General features: G+C 62.3%; 13 protein-coding genes. 5 read left to right on the top strand and 8 right to left on the bottom strand.

Annotation, left to right across the window (positions count from 1 at the left end):
* Window positions 1-73 precede the first annotated feature (73 nt).
* From ACVWYF_RS00115 to ACVWYF_RS00090, 6 genes are all read right to left on the bottom strand, one after another.
* Window positions 74-2,734 (bottom strand): glycoside hydrolase family 2 TIM barrel-domain containing protein, encoded by a 2,661-nt coding sequence (locus ACVWYF_RS00115; protein WP_457063499.1) that lies wholly within the window; start codon window positions 2,732-2,734, stop codon window positions 74-76.
* 176 nt (window positions 2,735-2,910) lie between these two features.
* The gene (locus ACVWYF_RS00110) at window positions 2,911-3,771 is read right to left on the bottom strand and encodes an SDR family oxidoreductase (protein ID WP_457063498.1); all 861 of its coding nucleotides are present in this window, start codon (window positions 3,769-3,771) and stop codon (window positions 2,911-2,913) included.
* Complete coding sequence (locus tag ACVWYF_RS00105; protein WP_457063497.1) at window positions 3,732-4,949, bottom strand: hypothetical protein; 1,218 nt, start codon at window positions 4,947-4,949, stop codon at window positions 3,732-3,734. Before ACVWYF_RS00105 ends, ACVWYF_RS00110 begins: the two co-directional genes overlap by 40 nt.
* A 2-nt stretch (window positions 4,950-4,951) precedes the next feature.
* Window positions 4,952-6,142 carry an alginate lyase family protein gene (locus tag ACVWYF_RS00100; protein ID WP_457063496.1) on the bottom strand — a complete coding sequence of 397 codons (1,191 nt, stop codon included), beginning with the start codon at window positions 6,140-6,142 and terminating at the stop codon, window positions 4,952-4,954.
* 66 nt (window positions 6,143-6,208) lie between these two features.
* Window positions 6,209-7,636, bottom strand: a complete 1,428-nt coding sequence (locus ACVWYF_RS00095; RefSeq protein WP_457063495.1) for a RagB/SusD family nutrient uptake outer membrane protein — start codon at window positions 7,634-7,636, stop codon at window positions 6,209-6,211.
* Between the two features lie 177 nt (window positions 7,637-7,813).
* Window positions 7,814-10,861: a SusC/RagA family TonB-linked outer membrane protein gene (locus ACVWYF_RS00090; protein WP_457063494.1), complete on the bottom strand. Its 3,048-nt coding sequence runs from the start codon at window positions 10,859-10,861 to the stop codon at window positions 7,814-7,816.
* Between the two features lie 315 nt (window positions 10,862-11,176).
* Here ACVWYF_RS00090 and ACVWYF_RS00085 point away from each other — a divergent pair, with 315 nt between their 5' ends.
* The 4 genes from ACVWYF_RS00085 (at window position 11,177) to ACVWYF_RS00070 (ending at window position 16,751) form a co-directional block, all read left to right on the top strand.
* Window positions 11,177-13,978 (top strand): substrate-binding domain-containing protein, encoded by a 2,802-nt coding sequence (locus ACVWYF_RS00085; RefSeq protein ID WP_457063493.1) that lies wholly within the window; start codon window positions 11,177-11,179, stop codon window positions 13,976-13,978.
* A gap of 253 nt (window positions 13,979-14,231) precedes the next feature.
* Window positions 14,232-15,254: a LacI family DNA-binding transcriptional regulator gene (locus ACVWYF_RS00080; RefSeq protein WP_457063492.1), complete on the top strand. Its 1,023-nt coding sequence runs from the start codon at window positions 14,232-14,234 to the stop codon at window positions 15,252-15,254.
* 150 nt (window positions 15,255-15,404) lie between these two features.
* Window positions 15,405-15,827, top strand: a complete 423-nt coding sequence (locus ACVWYF_RS00075) for a luciferase domain-containing protein (RefSeq protein WP_457063491.1) — start codon at window positions 15,405-15,407, stop codon at window positions 15,825-15,827.
* A gap of 54 nt (window positions 15,828-15,881) precedes the next feature.
* Window positions 15,882-16,751 (top strand): NAD(P)H-binding protein, encoded by an 870-nt coding sequence (locus tag ACVWYF_RS00070; protein ID WP_457063490.1) that lies wholly within the window; start codon window positions 15,882-15,884, stop codon window positions 16,749-16,751.
* Between the two features lie 108 nt (window positions 16,752-16,859).
* Here ACVWYF_RS00070 and ACVWYF_RS00065 read toward each other — a convergent pair whose 3' ends face one another.
* Window positions 16,860-17,513 carry a transposase gene (locus tag ACVWYF_RS00065; protein WP_457063489.1) on the bottom strand — a complete coding sequence of 218 codons (654 nt, stop codon included), beginning with the start codon at window positions 17,511-17,513 and terminating at the stop codon, window positions 16,860-16,862.
* Window positions 17,514-17,743: 230 nt separating this feature from the next.
* Here ACVWYF_RS00065 and ACVWYF_RS00060 point away from each other — a divergent pair, with 230 nt between their 5' ends.
* Complete coding sequence (locus ACVWYF_RS00060) at window positions 17,744-18,052, top strand: winged helix-turn-helix transcriptional regulator (protein ID WP_457063488.1); 309 nt, start codon at window positions 17,744-17,746, stop codon at window positions 18,050-18,052.
* A gap of 64 nt (window positions 18,053-18,116) precedes the next feature.
* Here ACVWYF_RS00060 and ACVWYF_RS00055 read toward each other — a convergent pair whose 3' ends face one another.
* A complete protein-coding gene (locus ACVWYF_RS00055; protein WP_457063487.1) occupies window positions 18,117-18,905 on the bottom strand; it encodes an NUDIX hydrolase in 789 nt (262 codons plus the stop codon).
* Window positions 18,906-19,254 lie beyond the last annotated feature (349 nt).

Genomic DNA, 19,254 nt, shown 5'->3' with positions numbered 1-19,254 from the left:
GGTTTATCTGATAAAAATGGTCAGGCTGCGCACAGTCGAAGCATGACCTTCTTGCTAGCTGCTTGGGTTGCCCTCATTCCACCCGTTTCACCTGAATCCCATTCAGCACCGCCTCGCCGGTTATGGCGTTGAAATCGAGCACGATGCCCTGGCCGCGTCGCACGCTCACGGGGAGTTTGAAACTCACGGCTTGCAGCGGCGGCAGGCCATTTTCGGGGCCTAAATCGGTGAGCACCGGCAGGCCGTTGAGGGAGACGTCGAAGCGGCGGGCAGCTTTGACGGGCACGGCCGAAGAGGCATCGGGTTTGGCGAGGTTGTAGGCAAGCTGCTCGGTGGCGGGCACGGCTTCCAGCTCGGCAAAGTGCAGAGTGACTTCGTATTGGCCGGCGGGCACATCGAGGCGGAACCGGGTGAGGCCCACGCGCTGGGTTGCGTACAAGGCGTCGTATTCGGTGCCGAGCATGTTGCGGTCGGAGCCGTAGGGCAGGCGGCCAGCGCCGGGCAGCGCGAAGGGCTTGCCCCCCACGTAGCCCCAGCCGCCGGGCGCGTAGGCCTGCTCCGGCAGCCAGACCTGGTTCAGCCGGGCATCGGTGAAAAAGCGCTGGTCGCCCAGGCTGATGTTGAGCTCGGTGAAGGGCAGTTTTTCGGAAGTCAGGTCGGCGGGAATTAGCTGGAAATGAATGTCGGCGTAGTCGGGCGGCGCGGGGCCGGCGCGGGCCGTGAGCTGGATGGGGCCGTTGCTGAAGGGCACTCGGAAACGCACGATGCCGAACTCGGCCGGGGATGTGCCCAGCGACTGACCGTTGAGCAACAGCTCGGCGGTGGGCTGATTGGTGTATAGCTCCACTGGCTGAGCGCAATGCAGGGAATCGGGGCCGGCGGCAAGGCCGCTGCGCAAAATCCAGGCGCGGGAGCCGATGCGTACAAACGGGGTTTTTAGCAAATGGGCCTGGTAGAACAGGTAGGCGTCTTTGGGCTGGCGGTCGGCGGTGAGCAGGCTTTTGTTGTTGGTGTGCGGCACGGCTTCCTGCCGGCTTTCGGAGTTGAATTCGGCCAGATTCCAGACGGTGGCCCCGGCCACAAAGGGCCGGGCCAGAATCTCCTTGAGGTAAAACTGATGGTAGCGGTTGGCGTACTCGGTGGTTTTGTCGAAGCGCAACGGGTCGAAGGAATGGAGCCGGGCATCGGCATCGGCCCCGAATTCGGTTACCAGCAGCGGCTTGTCGGGCAGCTCGCGGCGGTGGCGGTCCAGGAAATCGGGGAAGCCTTGGAAGCCGCCGGAGTACCAGCCGGCGTAGAGGTTCCAGCCCACCAGCATGGGAATTTGCAGCAAACCCGCCTGTTGGTAGAGGTCGAACGCGCTGTGGTTGACCAGCATGGTGTAGCGGGCGGGGTCCTCGCGGCGGGTCAGGGCGTCAAGCTCGCGGGCCAGGACGGCCACGCGGGCGAGGTAGGCTTTGCCGGGCTCGTTGTCCTTAGTGAGGCCGGTGGGCAGCCGCAGCAGCACCTCGTTCATGTAGGCCCAGATGATAACGCTGGGGTGGTTGTAGCCCTGCCGAATCATCTCCGTTTGCATGGTGCGGCAGTTTTCAAAAAAGGCCGGCGAGTCGGTGATGGCATTTACTACCGGGATTTCCACCGAGGCCAGGATGCCCAGGCGGTCGCAGGCGGCCAGCACGGCAGGGTCCTGCGGGTAGTGCGACACGCGCAGAAAATTGCCGCCCATTTGCTTCAGCAGCAGCAGGTCGCGCTCAGCCAGGGCATCGGGCAGGGCATTGCCGAGGCCGGGGAAATCCTGGTGGCGGTTGGTGCCGATGAGCTTGAGCGGCTGGCCGTTGAGGTAGAAGCCGGTGGCGGCATCGAAGCGAAACCAGCGCAGGCCCAGCGGACTGCTCACGGCATCGAGCGGCGCGGTATCGGCCGGGCCGGCCTCCCGCACGGTGGCCGTGACGTGGTACAGATACGGGGCATCGGGCGACCACAAATGCGGCCGGCGCAGGTTGGCAAACATCTGCCGAAACGCCCGCTTCTCCCCGGCCGCCAGCGTGAGGCTGCTGCGTTGCCGGGCCACGATGTTGCCAGCGTGGTCGCTCAGTTCGGTTAGCACCGTGAGGCGACGCTTGGTGGCCGATTCGTTCGCCAGCGTGCCCCGGGCCAGCACGCCCGCCGCCTCGGCCGACACGGTGGGCGTGCTCACAAACAGGCCGCTGGAGGCGTGATTATCGAGGTCGAAATGCACCGGGCTGGCGGCCATCAGGTACACGTCGCGGTACAGGCCGCCGTAAAACGTGAAGTCGGCTGAAAGCGGCGGCAAGGCCGGATTGGGGCTGTTATCCACTTTCACCACCACATCGTTTGAGGCTGCCTTATCGAATTTCAGCCATTTGCTGATGGGGATGCTGAAAGCCGTGTAGCCGCCCGCGTGGCGGCCGGCCAGCTGGCCATTCACGTACACGGCGGCTTCCTGGCCCGCGCCCTCAAAGTAGAGATAAACGCGGCGGCTTTGCCAACTGGCGGGGATGTGCAGCACCTTGCGGTACCAGCCGGTACCCCGGTAGTAACCGGGTTCGTCGTCGGTCACGTCGGCCGCGTTCCAGGTGTGGGGAATGGAGACTTGCTCCCAACCGGTGGGGGGCGCGGGCGTCCGGGCGTAGTCGGGGCCGTCGGCTTTGCGGAACTGCCAGTCAGAATTGATGGATTGGACGATGCGGGACTGGGCGGCTACCTGGCCCAAAGAGAGCAGCAGCAGCAGGAGCAGCGGGTAAAGAGCGCGACCGGCGCACCTCTCCCCTACCTCTCCTGTAGAGCGGGGAGCCGTAGCGGCGCAATCGTCAGGCCCCCCTCTCCGCAGGCGAGGGGCTGCCCCGGAGGGGTCTCGTGAGGTGAACGTATTGCCTGTCATGGGCCGGATTAAACGCCGCCGAAGATGGAAAAGCCGCCATCCACGCAAATCATGGAGCCGGTGACAAAGCATGAGGCGTCACTCAGCAGCCAGACCAGCGCGCCTTTCAGCTCGTCGGGGTGGCCGAAGCGCTTGAAAGGTGTTTGGCGAATGACCAGCTCGCCACGGGGCGTGAAACCGCCGTCGGGGGTGGTGAGAAGGGCGCGATTCTGCTCGGTGAGGAAGAAGCCGGGGGCCAGCGCGTTCATGCGCAGGCGGTCGCCGTAGCGGTTGGCCATCTCCACGGCAAACCACTGGTTGTAGCAGTCCACGGCGGCCTTGCCCATGTTGTAGCCCAGCACTTTGGTGATGGCGCGCTTCGAGTTCATGGAGGAAATATTGACGATGCTGCCGGAGCCCGATTCGGCAATGGCCGGGCCGAAAACCTGGGTGGGCAGCAGCGTGCCCCACACGTTGAGGTCCATCACGCGGCGCATGCCGGCGAGGTCCATCTTGAAGACGTCGGTGTCGGCGGCCAGCACGCCATCGGGGGCGTTGCCGCCGGCGGCATTCACCAAGCCATCAATCTGGCCGAAGGCGCTCATCATCAGGTCGCAGGCGGCTTGCAACTGGCCTTCGTTCAGCACATCGGCCACCAGCGCCAGTGCCCGGCCCCCCTGCTGGTTGATGGCAGCGGCGCGCTGCTCGGCCACGGCCTTGTTGCGGCCCAAAATGCCCACTGTGCCACCAGCTTCCACGATGCCTTGGAGGAAGGACTGGCCGAGAATGCCGGTGCCGCCGGTGACGACGACGACTTTATCTTCGAGCGAAAAGCTGACCGGGTGGGCAGCTAGTTGAGCGTGAGCTGGGCGTAGTTCTGGTAGCGCCATAGGGCTTCGAGGTAGTAGTAGTCGGCGTAGACCAAGGGCACGTCGACTTCTGATTTGGCGGGGAAATTTCCGGTGCTGTGCTTCAGCAGGAAGTTGTTGTTGGTGCCGGCCGCCGCCAAGTATTGGGGCGTACTCAGGCTGGCGAGAATGGCCGTGGCGGCGGCGAAATAGGGGGTTTTCTTCGGCGCATACTTACTCAGCTCCAGCATGCCGGAGGCCGCGGCCGCGGCGGCCGAAGCATCGCGCGGGGCCTTCGGGATGTCGGGCGCGTTGAAGTCCCAGTAGGGAATGTGGTCGGCGATGGGGGCAGTGTGCTCAACGAAATAGTCGGCGGCGTGCATGGCGGCGGCCAGGAATTTGGGGTCCCGGGTTTCGCGGTACACCATGGTGTAGCCGTAAATGGCCCAGGCCTGGCCGCGCGCCCAGCAGGAGTTGTCGGCAAAGCCCTGGTGGGTGCCGGCCGTGAGCAGCTTGCCGGTAGCGGGGTCGAAGTTCAGGACGTGACAGGTACTGAAATCGGCCCGAAACCGGTACTTCAAATCGGTGGTGGCGTGGGTTTTGGCAATTCGGTAGTAGGACGAGTCGCCGCTGAGGCGGGTGGCGGCAAAAAGCAGTTCCAGGTTCAGCAGGTTATCCACGATAACGGGGTAGGCCCACAGTTCCGTGTGGTGGTCCCAGGAGCGAATGGCACCTACCGTGGGGTTGAAGCGCTTCGAAAGGGACGCAGCGGCCTGTAGCAGCACGGCGCGGTATTGCGGGTTTTTCGTGAGGGCGTAGCCCTGGCCGTAGGAGTTGTTGAGGATGAAGCCGAGGTCGTGCGTGGTGGTCACGTTCTTTTCGGCCTCCAGGGTTTCGGTGAAAGCGGCGGCGCGGCGCGGCCACTGCGGCTGGCCGCTCAGGCGGGCGAGGTACCAGAGGCTGCCGGCAAAGAAGCCGCTGGTCCAGCTGCGCGAGTTGGTGAGTACGAGGCGGCCGTCGGGCTCGGTGCTGCGCGGGTGCCGGGTGCTGTCGGAGTGCTGGCGCAGGTAGGCGGTATACTGCGCCTCGGCGCGGGCCACGGCGGCGGCCACGGGCACCGCGGGCTTGGCCAGTGGCGGCTTCGCGGGCTGCTGCTGGGCCCGGAGCGACCCCAGCGTTAGCCCAAGCAGAGCGGCGGTTACGGCAAGAAAACGCTTCATGGTTAAAACATCCAGGGCACGGGGGTGAAGTCGGGGTGCAATGCGAATACCTCGGCCACTTGCAAATCCGGATAGGCGCGCCGCGCTTGCTCATACACGTTCAGTGCCAAGGCGTTAGAAGTACCGGCGGCATCGGCTTTTTCCATCTTTTTCTGGCCCAGCAGGTAGGGCCGGAACCAGTCCACGGCGGGGCGCAGGCCGCGGCCGTCGGGGGTGGCGTAATGCCAGAGGTCGAGGCCGACGTGGGGAGCCAGCAGGGCCAGGCGCACCCAGCCCTGCATATTCATGCTGGTGTAGTTCCAGGGGCGGGTGCGGGCCAGCTCCAGCGGCTGCGCGCCGTTGGGCATCAGTTGCACGGGTACGCGGGGCCAGGTTTGCTGTTGCAGGGTGGTTTTGGCCAGGGCGTCGTTGCCGGTGAAGAGGGCAAAATCCACTACCTGGGTGTCGTAGAAGGTGCCGTGGTTGTTTTTGGCTTCGCCTTCGGGCAGCGCGATGGGGCTGGTGGTGAGCCAGGTAGTGAAGTCTTTGAACCAGGATTTCAGCCCCGTCACCAAACCGGCATCCACGCTGGCGCTGCCGTTCAGCAAAGCCAGCGCCTCCGGCACTCCAACCAGATTGCGGGTTTCGATGATGCCAAAATTCCGCCCGTTGTTGATGCCCGGAATGCCCTGCCCGAAGTTCAGATTGGGGTTCATGCGGGTAGCCGGATTCAGGAAAAACACCCGTAGCAGGGTAGCCGCCTGGCCCGCGTATTGCGCATTGCCCGTGAAGTAATAGGCCAGCGCCAGCACCTGCACATCCGCGCACATTTTGCTCAGGTTCTCGCTATCCTTCATCGCCTCGGCCTCCGGGTTGTGCAGGCCGTCCTTTTGGATGTAGGGCTTGCCATCGGGCTTCGCGGGGTCGGGCCACCAGTAGGGGGCCTGGGAAATGTAGTCGTGCTTGTCGCCGCTGGGCGGGGTTTGGGGCTTGGTGGTGATGGTGTACGGTGCCTTTCCCAACGCCTGGCCGGCGGTGGCCAGCAGCTTTTGTACCTGGGCCGCTTCGGGCTGGCGGCCGGCTTTGTAGGCCGTTTTGTAGGCGGCCATCGCGGCCGGGTCGAGCAGGATGAACGCGGCCGGCGCGGCGGTTGCAGCCGCCAGCGCCGGCACGCTCATCGCCCACCACGTTAGGAAAAGAAGGACTACGCGCATGTTGGTTTTAGTTTACAAATGGTTTCAGCGGAAGAGCAGCCGGGGGTGAGGGGAACCCCTGCGCCGCTAGTTGTAACCCGGGTTCTGGGTCAGGTTGGGGTTCAGGAGCAGTTCCGGCTGCGGAATGGGAAATAGCAGGTATTTCACATCCACGGTGCGGTTGAAAATGGCGCGCTCCCGTTCCATGAGGCGGTTCAGGCGCACGAGGTCGAACCAGCGGTGGCCTTCCTGGCACAGCTCCCAGCCGCGCTCGCGCACCAGCATGTCCACAAAGGCGTCTTTGGTAGTGACGCGCGTGGCCGCCCATTGCGGCAAGCCGGCGCGCACGCGCACGCGGTTGTAGCCGTCGTACTTCAGCGGGTCGTTGGGGTTGAGGTTGTTGCGGGCTTCGGATTGCAGCAGCAGCACGTCGGCGTAGCGCGTGATGAGGTAGTTGGCGCGCGAGTCGTTGATGATGCGCTTGTCGTCCCGGAACTTGTTGAAGAAATAGCGGGCCAGCGTGGTGGTACCGGCCATGTTGCTGATGTTCCAGGCGCGGCGCACGTCGGTGGTGCGGTAGGAGCGCACTAGGCTGTCCTCCACCGTGAACGTGCCCAGCCCTTGCAGCTGCGAGGGCAAAAACTGCCGCACGATGATGCTGCCCGTGTTGGGCGGCAAGTCGAACTGAATGCTGAAAATGTGCTCCGGGCCGTTCTCCTTGTCGGGGTTGAACACGTCGCCGTACACCGGCAGCAGGCTATACTGGTTCGAACCAATGACGCGGTTGCAGGCGTCGAGGCCGCTCTGGCTGTCGGTAGCTTGGGCGGCGCTGGTGGTGGCGCGGGTCACATACACCTTCGCCAGCACGGCGGCGGCGGCACCACTCGACACGCGGCCTTTCTCGCCGGCTGCAATCTTGTCTTCGCGGTAGCAGTTGGCTTCGGCAAATTTCAGGTCCTCAATAATCTGGTCGTATACCTTGGCCAGGGGGGTGCGGGGGGGGCGCAGGTCATCGGCCGGGCCTTTCACGGTGGTTATGAGCAGGGGCACATCGCCAAAGCAGCGCACCAAATCGAAGTAGCCCTGCGCCCGCAGAAACCGGGCGTTGCCGATGATGTTGGCCTTGCGCGTAGGGTCCATGCCGATGGCCGGCACCTTCTCAATCACGTCGTTGGCCCGGTTTATCATCCGGTACGAGTTGGTCCACCAACTGTTGATTTCGGTGTTGGTGGGCGTGTAGGTGAAGCGCGAGAGCTGGGCACGCTCGTCGGTGCTGGAGCCCACCCGAATCAGTTCGCCGGGCAGTTCCGTGATTTGCCAGCCCGTGCGGCCGTAGTAAGTCTGGGGCAGCAGGGCGTTAAATACGCCGTTGAGGCCCGCAATGGCGTCGTTTTCGTTCTGGTAAAAATTGTCGGCCGCCAAAAAATCGGCCGGGTCTTCCTGGAGGAATTTTTGGCAAGCGCCCAGGCTCAGGCCAAGGGCCAGAATGCCGAGGAGGAGAATATTTTTTTTCATCGGGAGCTGCTGGGAAAGTCGGGAGGGAAATGGGGTGAAGCTGGGTTAGCGTCAGCACGTCATGCTGAGCGCAGCCGAAGCATCGCTGCCGCTTCGATGAAACAGCATTGAATACTAGTGCAGTAGCGATGCTTCGGCTGCGCTCGGCATGACGTTCTTTTTAATCGGCCTGCCACTCTAAAAGCCCAGCCGCACACCCGCGATGAACGTCCGGGTGCTGGGGTAGGCGTTGTAGTCGGTGTTCAGGCTCAGGTTGTCGCCGCCGAAGGAGTTTACTTCCGGGTCGTAACCGGTGTATTTGGTGAACGTCAGCACATTCTGGGCCGTCACGTACACGTTGGCCGATTTAATGACCTTGCTGAATTTGGGCAGCGTGTAGCCCAGCGTCACGGTTTTAAGGCGCAGGAAGCTTCCGTCTTCCACCACGTCGCTCACAATGCCCGTGCTGCGGCGCAGCGTGCTGCCGGCCCGCGGAATGGTGGTATTCGTGTTGGTGGGCGTCCAGCGGTTGGTCACGGTAGCCAACTTGTTGGTGGTCGTGATGCCCGATTCCAGCTCGTAGCGGTTCAGGTTGAGCACGTTGGAGCCCTGCACGCCCTGGAGGAAAATGCTCAGATTGAAGCCGCCGTACTTGAAGCCGTTTGTGACGCCGTAGATGAACTTGGGCTGAGCCCGACCGATGATGACCCGGTCGAGCGGCGTAATGGAGCCGTCGCCGTTCTGGTCCACGTAGCGCGGGTCGCCGGGGCGCACCACGGTTTTGGTGCCGCTGGCCGTAATCTCGTCCTGGTTCTGCCACAGCCCATCGAACTGGTAGCCGAAAAACGTGCCGATGGGTTCGCCCACGCGCAGCAGGCTCGTCTGGCCCAGGCCCGAGCCCACAAACAGGCTGGAGCTGGAGTTGCCCACGTAACGTTCATACTCGCCGTTGAGGTCGAGCACCTTGTTGCGGTTGGCCGAGATGTTGAGGTTAGTGGTCCAGGAAAACTGCTTGCTTTCAATATTTTGAGTAGTCAGGGCGAACTCCAGGCCCTTGTTTTCCACGCTGCCGGCGTTCAGCAGAATGCTGGTGTAGCCGCTGGTGCGGGGCGTAGACACCTGCAGCAGCAAGTCGCTGGTTTTCTTGTAATAAGCATCCGCCGTGATGACAATCCGGTTTTGCAGAAACGCCACGTCGATGCCCGCGTTGGCCGCCGCCGTCGATTCCCATTTCAGGTTTGGGTTCGGAATATTCAGCGGCACCAGGCCCACCAGGCGGGTGCTGCCCGAGGCATAAGAACCCGCGTCGTAACGGGCCAGCGACTGGTACGAGCCGATTTCCTGGTTGCCGGTCACGCCGAAGCCCACGCGTAGCTTCAGGTCGCTCAGCGCCGTGAAACCCTGCATGAACTTCTCGTCAATCAGCCGGTAGGCAAACGCGGCCGACGGGAAATAGCCCCATTTGTTATTCGTCCCGAAGCGCGACGAGCCATCGGCCCGCAGCGTGGCCGTAAACAGGAACCGCTCGAACAAGCGGTAGTTCACCCGTCCGAAGTACGAGGCCAGCGTGTTGGAGGGCCGGCCCGAGGTGGGCGTGAGCACCACGGCGGCCAAGGCCAGGTTATCGGAGCCCAGGGTGTTGGTGAAGAAGTTGGTGGCCGTGGTGGCAAAGTTGTCGCCGAAGAACTGCTGCTCGGTCACGCCCACCACCACGTTCAGGAAGTTGTTCTCGTTCAGCTTCTTGTCGTAGGTCAGCGTGTTCTCGTTCAGCCAGCTGTAGCGGTAGGTGGTGCTGCGCGTGGCCGAGCCGTTGGTGAGGCGGCCTTGGAAGATGTCGGAAGGCCGGAACTGATTGATTTGGTTATTATTGTAGTCGAAGCCACCGGTCACGCGGGCCGTCAGGCCGGGAATAATTTCGTAGTTGGCCGCCACGTTGAACAGGCCGCGGGCCACCGTGCGCTGGTCCTTCACTTCCTGGGCGTAGGCAATGGGATTGCCCACATCCTCCACGTAGGGCAGCGGGCCGTTGGAATACGTGTAGGCCCCAAAGGCATCGCGCACCGGCACTACCGGACTAATGCGCAGGGCATCAAGTAATACGCCCCCATTGCTGCCCCCCGAGGAGTTCACAAACGCCCGGTTCTCAAACGTGCCGGCCACCTGGCTCGAAAAGTTAAAGCTCAGCTTGGGACTGATTTTCTTGTCCAGATTCAGGCGCATCGTGGCTCGCTTGAAACCCGAGTTTAGCACAATGCCCTGCTGGTCAAAATAGTTGAAGCTGAGATTGTAGCGCGTTTCATCGGTGCCGCCGTTGAAGCCAAGCTGATAGTTGCTCATCGGGGCCGGGCGAAACAGCTCGCTCTGCCAGTCGGTGCCCTCGCCCAGCGAATCAATCTGGCCCTGGCGGTAGGGCGGCGGCAGCGTGGTCGAGCCGGCGTTCACGTCGTTCAGGTACTGCGCAAACTGCCGGGCGTTCATCAAATCGAACTTGTGCCGCACCAGCTGGATGCCGGAATAGCCCTCCAGGTTGATGGTGCCCTTGCCCACTTTGCCCTTTTTGGTGGTGATGAGGATGACGCCGTTGGCCCCGCGCGAGCCGTAAATGGCCGTGGCCGAGGCATCTTTCAGCACCTCAATGCTTTCGATATCGCTGGGGTTGATGGAATTCAGGTCGCCCGCGCCGGGAAAGCCGTCCACCACAAACAGTGGCTCGTTGCCGGTGTTGATGGAGTTGGTGCCCCGGATGCGGATGGACACGTTGCCGCCCGGCTCCGAGTTGGTCTGGGTCACCTGCACGCCACTCACGCGGCCCTGCAAAATCTGGTCGGCCCGCGCGATGGGCGTTTCCGCCACCTGCTCGGCCGAGATGGACGCCACCGAACCGGTAATATCGCGCTTGCGCTGGGTGCCGTAGCCCACCACTACCACCTCGTCGAGGCCCTGGGCCTGCTCTTTCAGCTGCACGCTGATATCGGCCGAAGCCCCTAGGGGCTGCTCTACCGATTCGAACCCGACGAAGGAGAAGACGAGTGTGCCGCCGCCAGTGACCGGCACATTCAGCTCGAACTCGCCGGTCGCATTGGTGGTGCTGCCCGTGGTGGTGCCTTTGAGGAGCACCGAAACGCCGGGCAGCGGCGTTTTATCGCCCGCATTCAATACCCGCCCCGTTACTTGCCGGGTCTGAGCATGGGCCACAAACGTTCCCAAGAACGCCAGCAATCCAATAATGAGTCGAAGTTTATGCATAACAGGTGGGATTCTTAGGTGAGTGCGGGCTCATTTGTTCAGTAAATAAAAAGCACTGTATCCCGCAGCCGGCTCTCAAAAAATGAATTTCTACGGAATCGTTTACGTGAAACACAGCAATTAAAAACTGTATTTCAGACACATAAGACCAAACAACTGGGTTGGCCACGGCCAAACCGCCGGCATTGGCGCATCAGGCATTTTGCAGGGCTGTGGCCCCACACAGCTGCCGGGGCCGGGTGGCAGCCGGGGGCAGTATATTTGGGTGAGTCGGGCAATCTGCTACACTCCTCTCCCGCCGCCTAAACTTAAGTTGTGATTAGAAGGACGTTCTTCCATGTACTGGCAGGGCTGCTGCCGGCCCTGGTGCTGCTGAGCGGCTGCCGGGCCACGCCGGCCGGGCCTCGCTCCTACCGCATCGGGTTTTCGCAGTGCAGCACGCAAGGACCCTGGCGGCAGGCGGTGCTGGCCGGCATGGAGCGCGAGCTGAGCTTTCACCCCGAAGTGCAGCTGCGCATGCTGGACGCCCAGGACAACAGCCAGCGTCAGAGCCAGCAAATCAAGGAGTTGCTGCGCGGCGGCATCGATTTGCTGATTGTATCACCCTACGAGCCCGGCCCCGTGACCCCGGCCGTAGAAGCGGCTTATCAAAGCGGCATTCCCGTGCTGCTGCTCGACCGGCGCATCACCTCACAGCAGTTCACGGCCTACGTGGGCGGCGACAACGTGGAAGTGGGGCAAACGGCCGCTCGCTACGCGGCCCGCCTGCTGCACGAGCACGGCGCGGTCATCGAAATTGTGGGGGCGTTGCGGTCGTCGGCCACGGCGGGGCGGCATCAGGGCTTCGTGCATGGCCTGGCAGCATATCCGGCTATGCACGTAGCGGCTCAGGTGAATGGCGACTGGAACATCACCACCCTAAAAGCACCCCTGAAAGCGGCTTTGCTGGCCCACCCGGAAGTGTCACTTATTTTTGCCCACAACGACAACATGGGCCGCAGCGCCGCCGAAGTGCTGCGGGAGCTGGGCCGCGCCAACCAGGTCCGCATCATTGGGGTAGATGGGCTGGCGCTGGATTTGGTGCAGCGTAAAGTGTTGCGGGCTTCGCTACTGTATTCCCCGGCCGGTGAGGACGCCATTCGCATGGCCTTGCGGATTTTGAACCACCAGTCTTTCAAGCGGGAGCACAAGCTGAGCACCGTCGTCATCGACTCGACCAACGTGGGCATGATGATGCAGCAGCAGGAGAAGCTGCTCACCCAGCAAAAGGACATCGAGCTACAACACGGCCTGCTGCAAGGCCTGCGCGCCACCTACGCCAGCCAGCGTACGGTGCTGTACGGCCTGCTGGTCAGCTTGCTCGCGGCGCTGGCGTTGGGCGCAGTGGCCTGGCGCTCGGCTCGCAACAACCGCGTGATAAACCGCCAACTGGGCCTGCAAAATGCGGAGAACGACCGCATCAACCGCCAGCTATTGAGCCGGAACGAGGAAATCAGTGCCCAGCGCAACCAGATTGAGGCCCTGGCCGAGCAGGCCCGCGCCGATACCGAGGCCAAGCTGCGCTTTTTCACCAATTTCTCGCACGAGCTGCGCACCCCCCTCACCCTCATTAGCGGGCCGGTGGAGGAATTGCTGAGCGAAGGCTCCGACCTGTCGGGGCCGCAGCGGCAGGACCTGGCCCTGGTGCGCCGCAATACCCAACGGCTGCTGCAATTGGTGAACCAGTTGCTGGATTTTCGCAAAATTGAGGTGGGCAAAATGGCCGTGCGCGCCACCGAAACCGACCTGGTGGCCTTCGTGCGCGAGCTGGTGGAGGCCTTCGAAAAGCCGGCCCGGCTGCGCGGCGTGCGCCTGCGTTTCGCGGCCGCCGAGCCGGAGCTGCTGGCGTGGTTCGACGCCAACCTGCTGGATAAAGTCTTTCTCAACCTGCTCTCCAACGCCCTGAAATTCACGCCCGAGCAGGGCCACATCACCGTGAGTCTGCAAGCCGATGAGGGCGGCCGCGCCTGGCGTGTGAGCGTGGCCGACACCGGGCCGGGCATCAGCGGGCAGGACCGGGCGCACGTTTTTGAGTGGTTTTACCAGGGCGAGCAGCGGGCGGTGGCCAAGGGCTCGGGCATGGGGCTGGCGCTGGCCCACGGGCTGGTACGCCTGCATCAGGGCGCGCTGACCTTCAGCAGCCAGCCGGGCCAGGGCAGCACGTTTACGGTGACGGTGCCCCGCGAATTGCCACCGGAATTGCGCGCCAGCGGCCCCGCCAGCCAGCCGGCCATTGCAATGGATGAACTGGAAAATCTGCCGGCCGATTTCGGCCCTGAAGCCGCGCTGGCCGCCCCCGAAACGAACAGTGACACGCTGGTGCTCGTGATTGAGGATAATGCCGAAGTCAACGACTTCCTGGCCCGGAAGCTGCGCGGCGATTTCCGGGTGCATACCGCCACCGACGGCCACAGCGGCTTCCGCCTGGCCACGGAGCTGGTTCCCGACCTGATAGTGTGCGACGTGATGATGCCCGGCTTGAGCGGGCTGGAGGTGGTGGCCCAGCTGCGGGCCGACTGGCGCACCTCGCACGTCCCGGTGGTGCTGCTCACGGCCCGCTCGGCGTCGGAACAGCAGCTGGAGGGCGTGCAGGCTGGGGCCGATTTATACCTCACCAAGCCGTTCAGCCCACGCTTTCTGCTCGAAAGCATCCGCACGCTGCTGGCCAACCGGGCCCACCAGCGGGCCCATTTCCGCCGCCAGCTGAGCCTGGACACGGCCACCGTGGCCCCGGCCAGCCCCGACCAGAAATTCCTCCTCAGCCTCACGGCGGTGGTGGAGGCCAACCTCACCAAAACCGACCTGAGCGTGGAAGAAGTAGCGCGCGCCCTGGACCTCACGCGCATGCAGCTCTACCGCAAAGTGAAGGCCTTGCTTGGCACCGGCGTCACCGATTTTATTCAGAGCCTGCGCCTTACCAAAGCCCGCGAACTGCTGCTCGACGAGCGGCGCACGGTGGCCGACGTGGCGTACGAGCTGGGTTTTTCCTCGCCGTCCTATTTTTCCACCAGCTTCCGGGCACGCTACCAGCTGTCTCCGTCGGAGTTCCGGGCGCTGCATGTGTCAGCCGCGCCGTGAAACAATCTCACAAGGGCTGTTGTAAAAATGAAACCGAGCCAGTAATTTTCTCGGTTTTCTCATTTATAAGCAATTGATATTTTGTGGTTTATACAAATAAAAGCACCTGAACAATAACTGTAATAAACGAGTAAGGCGTGAGGTAGCGGAGTAAGGATTTTTGTGAGAGCCGGTCCTACGGGCCGGCGGGTGGAAGGGGCCGGCCCAACGGCTTGTCCCACCATTCTCCTGCCTCAAAAATCCCACCCGTCTCATGAGCTTTGTCAATCTGAAACAGCTGGCCGGCGAGCTTGGCCTGTCGTCGTCCACCGTGTCGCGGGCCATGCGCGACAGCTACGAAATCAGCACCGCCACCCGCGAGCGGGTAAAAACCGTGGCGCGCCAGCTCAACTACCAGCCCAATCCTTTTGCGAGCTGCCTGCGCAACAATGTTACCAAAACCATTGGGGTTATTCTGCCGCAGGTCGACAACCACTTCTTCTCCCTGGCCATCAATGGCATCGAGGAAATAGCGCAGCAGAATGGCTACCACGTCCTCATTTACCTCACTCACGACAGCGGTGAGCAGGAAAAAGCCGTTTCCAAATATCTCACCAGTGGCCGCGTCGACGGCATTTTGCTGGCCCTGGCCAGCGGCACCCGCAGCGTAGGCCACCTCGAAAAGCTCAAGCTGCTGGGCGTGCCCATCGTGCAGTTCGACCGCGTGAGCGACACACTGCGCACGGCCACCGTCACCACCGACGACTTCGCGAGCAGTTACCAGGCCACTGAGCACCTTATCACCGCTGGCTGCCGCACCATCGCGCACTTGCTGGTTTCCGATAGCCTATCCATTGGCAGCAAACGGCTCAAAGGCTACCAGGCCGCCCTCGAAGCCCATCGCATTCCATATGATGCGGGCCTGACATTGAATGGCCGGGGCTCAAATGACGAGAACCTGCGCCTGATTACCCAGTTGCTGGAGCAGCGGCCGGACATCGACGGCATCTTCGCCGCCGTCGAGCGCCTGGCCCTGAGCAGCTACCAGGCCTGCCAGCGCCTCGGGCGCACCATTCCGGAGGCCATCAAAATCATTGGGTTCTCCAACATGGAAACGGCGTCGCTGTTGGCCCCCAGCCTCACCACCATCACCCAGCCGGCTTACGCCATCGGCAAGGCGGCGGCGCGCATCCTTTTCCACGCTATTCTCAAGCACAAGCCGGTGCTGCCGTCCCAAAGCCTGGAGCTGAAATCGGAATTGATTGCACGCGCCTCAACGGCCGTATCGTTTCACTAACGCACACACAATCCGCTTCTTCCAATGCCTCCCGGGCAGCTGCTGACCATTGAAGTGGACGGAATCCTGCGGCATTTGGGCTGGCTGGCGGCCTTTTCGCCCTGGCCTTCCGTAACTTGTTCAACCAATCCTGATTTACCGCTCCACCGCATGAAATTAGCCGCAAAGGGGCCCATTCAGCCCGCACCCATCCTTGCCGGGCCGGGCCAGCATACCGCCGACGCCATTCGGACCTGGCCCGACATTATTTCCGCCACCCACTGGGATTTGTTCAACCGCACCCGCGTCGACGGGGCCGATTTTTACGTCGGGGAAGCGGAATTGGGCCACATCCACCTCAACGGGGAAGTACACCTGGCCACCACTCCCGGCCTGGGCCTGCCGCTGCTGGCGCAGGGCCTGGCCAGCCCGTTTCCGTACGGCCAGGGCCCCGGCGACTGGGTGCTGTTTCGGATTCGCACCGCGGCCGATGCCGACCACGCGACCTGGCTGTTTCGGCTCAACTACGAGCGCCTGCAAGGCCAGCCGCTGGACGTGTTGACCGAGCGCCTGCGGGCCGGCCGCAGCCACTAGCCGCGCCAGGGGCGCACTACTCCCCTGCCCTAATTCTACCCAAATTTCACCCACATGCTTGTCATCACCGGAGCCAACGGCCAGTTAGGGGCCGCTATCATTGAAAAGCTCTTGCGCCTCGTGCCCGCCAATCAATTGGTGGCCAGCGTGCGCGAGCCCGGCCAGGCCACGGCCCTGGCCGACCGGGGCGTGCAGGTGCGGGCGGGCGATTTTGCCCAGCCCGTGAGCTTGCCGACGGCCTTCGCCGGGGCTAGCCAGGTATTGATTATTTCCGCCAATAAGCTGGGGGAAGAGGCCCGGCGGCTGCACCAAGCCGCCATTGAGGCTGCCCGCGCCGCCGGGGCCAACCGCATTCTCTACACGAGCCACATGGGAGCACGCCTCGATTCGTTTTTTGAGCCGGCCCTCAACCACGCCGCCAGCGAGGCCATGCTGGCCGGGCAGGGCGTCGCCTTCACCTCGCTGCGCCACGGCTTCTACGCCGAGAGCGCGCTGCACATGATTGGGCACGGGCTCCGGGAAGGTGTGATTCGGGCCCCCGAAGATGGCCCAGTGAGCTGGACTACCCGCGCCGACCTGGCCGAAGCCGACGCGCTGATACTGACGCAGGAAGGCCGGTTCGAGGGCATCACGCCGCCGCTTACCGCTCTCGCGGCCGTCACGCTGGACGAGGTGGCCGCCATCGCGTCGGAAGTGACCGGGCGCGAAATCAAGCGGGTCACGATTTCGGACGATGAATGGCGGCAGGCCACTATTGCACGGGGCGTCCCGGCTCCGATGGCCGAAATGCTGCTCGGCACCTACCGCTCGTCCCGGCGCGGCGACTTCGCGGCCGTGGACCCCACGCTGGCCACGCTGCTGGGCCGCCCCCCGCAAACGATGCGCGACGTACTGGCCAATTTTCTGAAGCCTACGGCCGACTGAGCGAAAGAGGAGTTGGATTAGCTGGAAATCCGTGCTACACACGAGCAAATGCGACTTTTAAAGCGTGTTTGGGAATTTAATCGGCGGTGGCAAGTCGCAACGTCATGGTCAAATTGGCGAGCAGTACCCCGACCACATGGCGGGCCGGGGTGCGCTTGTAATCCACGACAAGGCGTCGAAAGTAATTGAGCCAGGCGAAGGTGCGCTCGACGACCCAGCGCTGGGCCACCGGCACGAACCCCGGGCGGGAGTAGGCGGCCGGCTCGCCACCTGGTGCTGCCAGCCCACGGCCTGGACCTGCTGGGCAAAACGCCCCCGATAGGCGCTGTCGGTTAGCACCATCCGCAGTCGGCTGGCCCGAGCCGGGCGGAACTGGTCGCGCCGGGGCAAGAGGGCGTGGGCGGCGGGGCTATCGGGGCCGCTGGCCGCATGCACGATGACTTGCCCGATGCGGCCGCCCGTGTCGCAGAGTACCTGGCGCCTGCGGCCATTCATGCGCTTGTGCGCGTCGAGGCCGCGCTGCTGGCTCAAGCGCGGGGCCAACCTGACGCTTTGCACGTCGACCAAAGCCAGCCAGGGGGTGGGCAGCCGGTTACGCGCCAGTCGGTCCACCCGGTTGGCGGCCTCATCGAGCCGCTGAAACGTGCCATCGGTTTGCCAGCGGGCAAAATAGTAGTACACCGCTGACCAGGCCGGAAAGCAGGCCGGCTGGCTGCGCCACTGGCAGCCGGTGCAGCACACGTAACGCAGGGCGTCAACCATAAAGCGCACCGGAGCCTAGGAACTCCGGCCGCAACTTACGGGCTCGTTTCTTTGCGCTCCACCCAATTCCCAAACACGCTCTAAGCGGCCGGGTAGGCTGTTTGGTAGTCTGATTACCTCAAGTAATCAGCTTGCGCTTTGTTCGGGCCTTTCGCCAACTCCAGATTACCCGCAGGTAGTCTGATTACTTGATGGTAATCAAGCTATTCATTTCCTTCGCCCTGTAAAGCATGACTACTTCCGATAGCGCGCACTGCGCCCTCACGCTCCAGGCGCTGCGGCATGACTCGCTGGTTGTCAGCGGCAAGTGGAAGCTGCAGCTCATCGTCGCGCTGCTCGCGGGCACGCGGCATTTTCGCGGCCTGGAGCGCAGCGTGCCCGGCATCTCCACCAAAGTGCTGGCCAAGGAGCTGAAGGATTTGGAAGTGCATCAGCTCATTGCGCGCACGGTGTACCCCGCCTCCCCGTGGTGGTGGAGTACACCGCCTTGCCCTACGCGCACATCGCGAAGATGCCGTTCGCTGTACATAGCTTGCTGAACACGTTTTCTGAACCGATTCCGCTGACTCACCCTCCTCGCTCACTTGCTCACTATCAAGAGCCTTAAAACGCTATTGCCGCGCCTTCTTCAAACAGTTTATCCGCATTTTCCGGATTGAACGCATACAAAAATGGCGAACGGTGTTGCCCAATCTTCCGCCGTTCTTCTAGCTGCGTAACGAGGCCGAGGGCGAGCAGTTTTTTGCGGAAGTTGCGGCGGTCGAACTGCCGGTCCAGGATGGATTCATACAAGGAGTGAATTTCTGGCAGCGTGAATTTCTCCGGCAACAGGTTTTGCCCAATGGGCTGCTGGTAAAGCTGTGAGCGAAGCGTTATTAGCGCCTTGTCGATAATTTCGTTGTGGTCGTACTGCAACTGCGGAATGCTGTTGATGTCAACCCAACTGTGCCCTTCCACCAAAAACTCCGGGGTGATGGTGACTGCCTGATAATCCACGAGGGCGTAGTAACCAACCGAGAGGGTGCGCTTCGACAGCCAGTGGTCGTCGTTGATGGCGATGTTGACCTTCGCGTACGCCTTGTTGTGGTTGTTCTCGATTTCGATGCGGTTGAGCCGGGTGGGGCTGTCGCCGAAGATGTAGAACTGCTGCAAAAACAGATTGGTCAGCCGCGTTTTTTCATACAGGATGCGGTAAGCGGCATCGGTCAACGCTTCGTTTCGCTCCACATACCCGCCGGGCAAGCTCCAGTTTTCCTGGTCATGGTAGCGGATTAGCAAAATTTTTAGCTGCTGGTCGTGGTAGCCAAATATGACGCAATCAATGGACAGATGCGGTAAATAACGGTTGTGCCCGTTATGCACGAAATCAGCAACGTCTTCGGGATTATTCATAAAATAAATTTTCTATTGCGTAAAGTAAACACATTAGAAAATTGTGTTTACATTTACCACGCAAATATCGCAGAAAAGGCGCTTGGACTACCCCGCTTAAGCGCCCCTTATCAGCCCTGGGCTGATGCTTCCTTTCCCTACTGCCGCTGCCAGCTTCCCATTGGCGTTGCCCCTGCTCATCGAGTCCCGTGACTAGTATAACCCTGCCTTCCTGACCGGTGAAATTCCGCAATCGTTTCCAGCCAGTTTGTACGAGTCGAACACCTGACAACTCTTATTAAAGCGCTTTTGATAAAGCACTTAGACTAAGCAAGCTCACCTTTCATACCATTTATAAATGATTTCCAGG

This window comes from Hymenobacter sp. UYAg731, assembly GCF_054061335.1.
The sequence above is the reverse complement of the archived record's forward strand: the minus strand, read 5'-3'. Positions and strand labels throughout refer to the sequence as shown.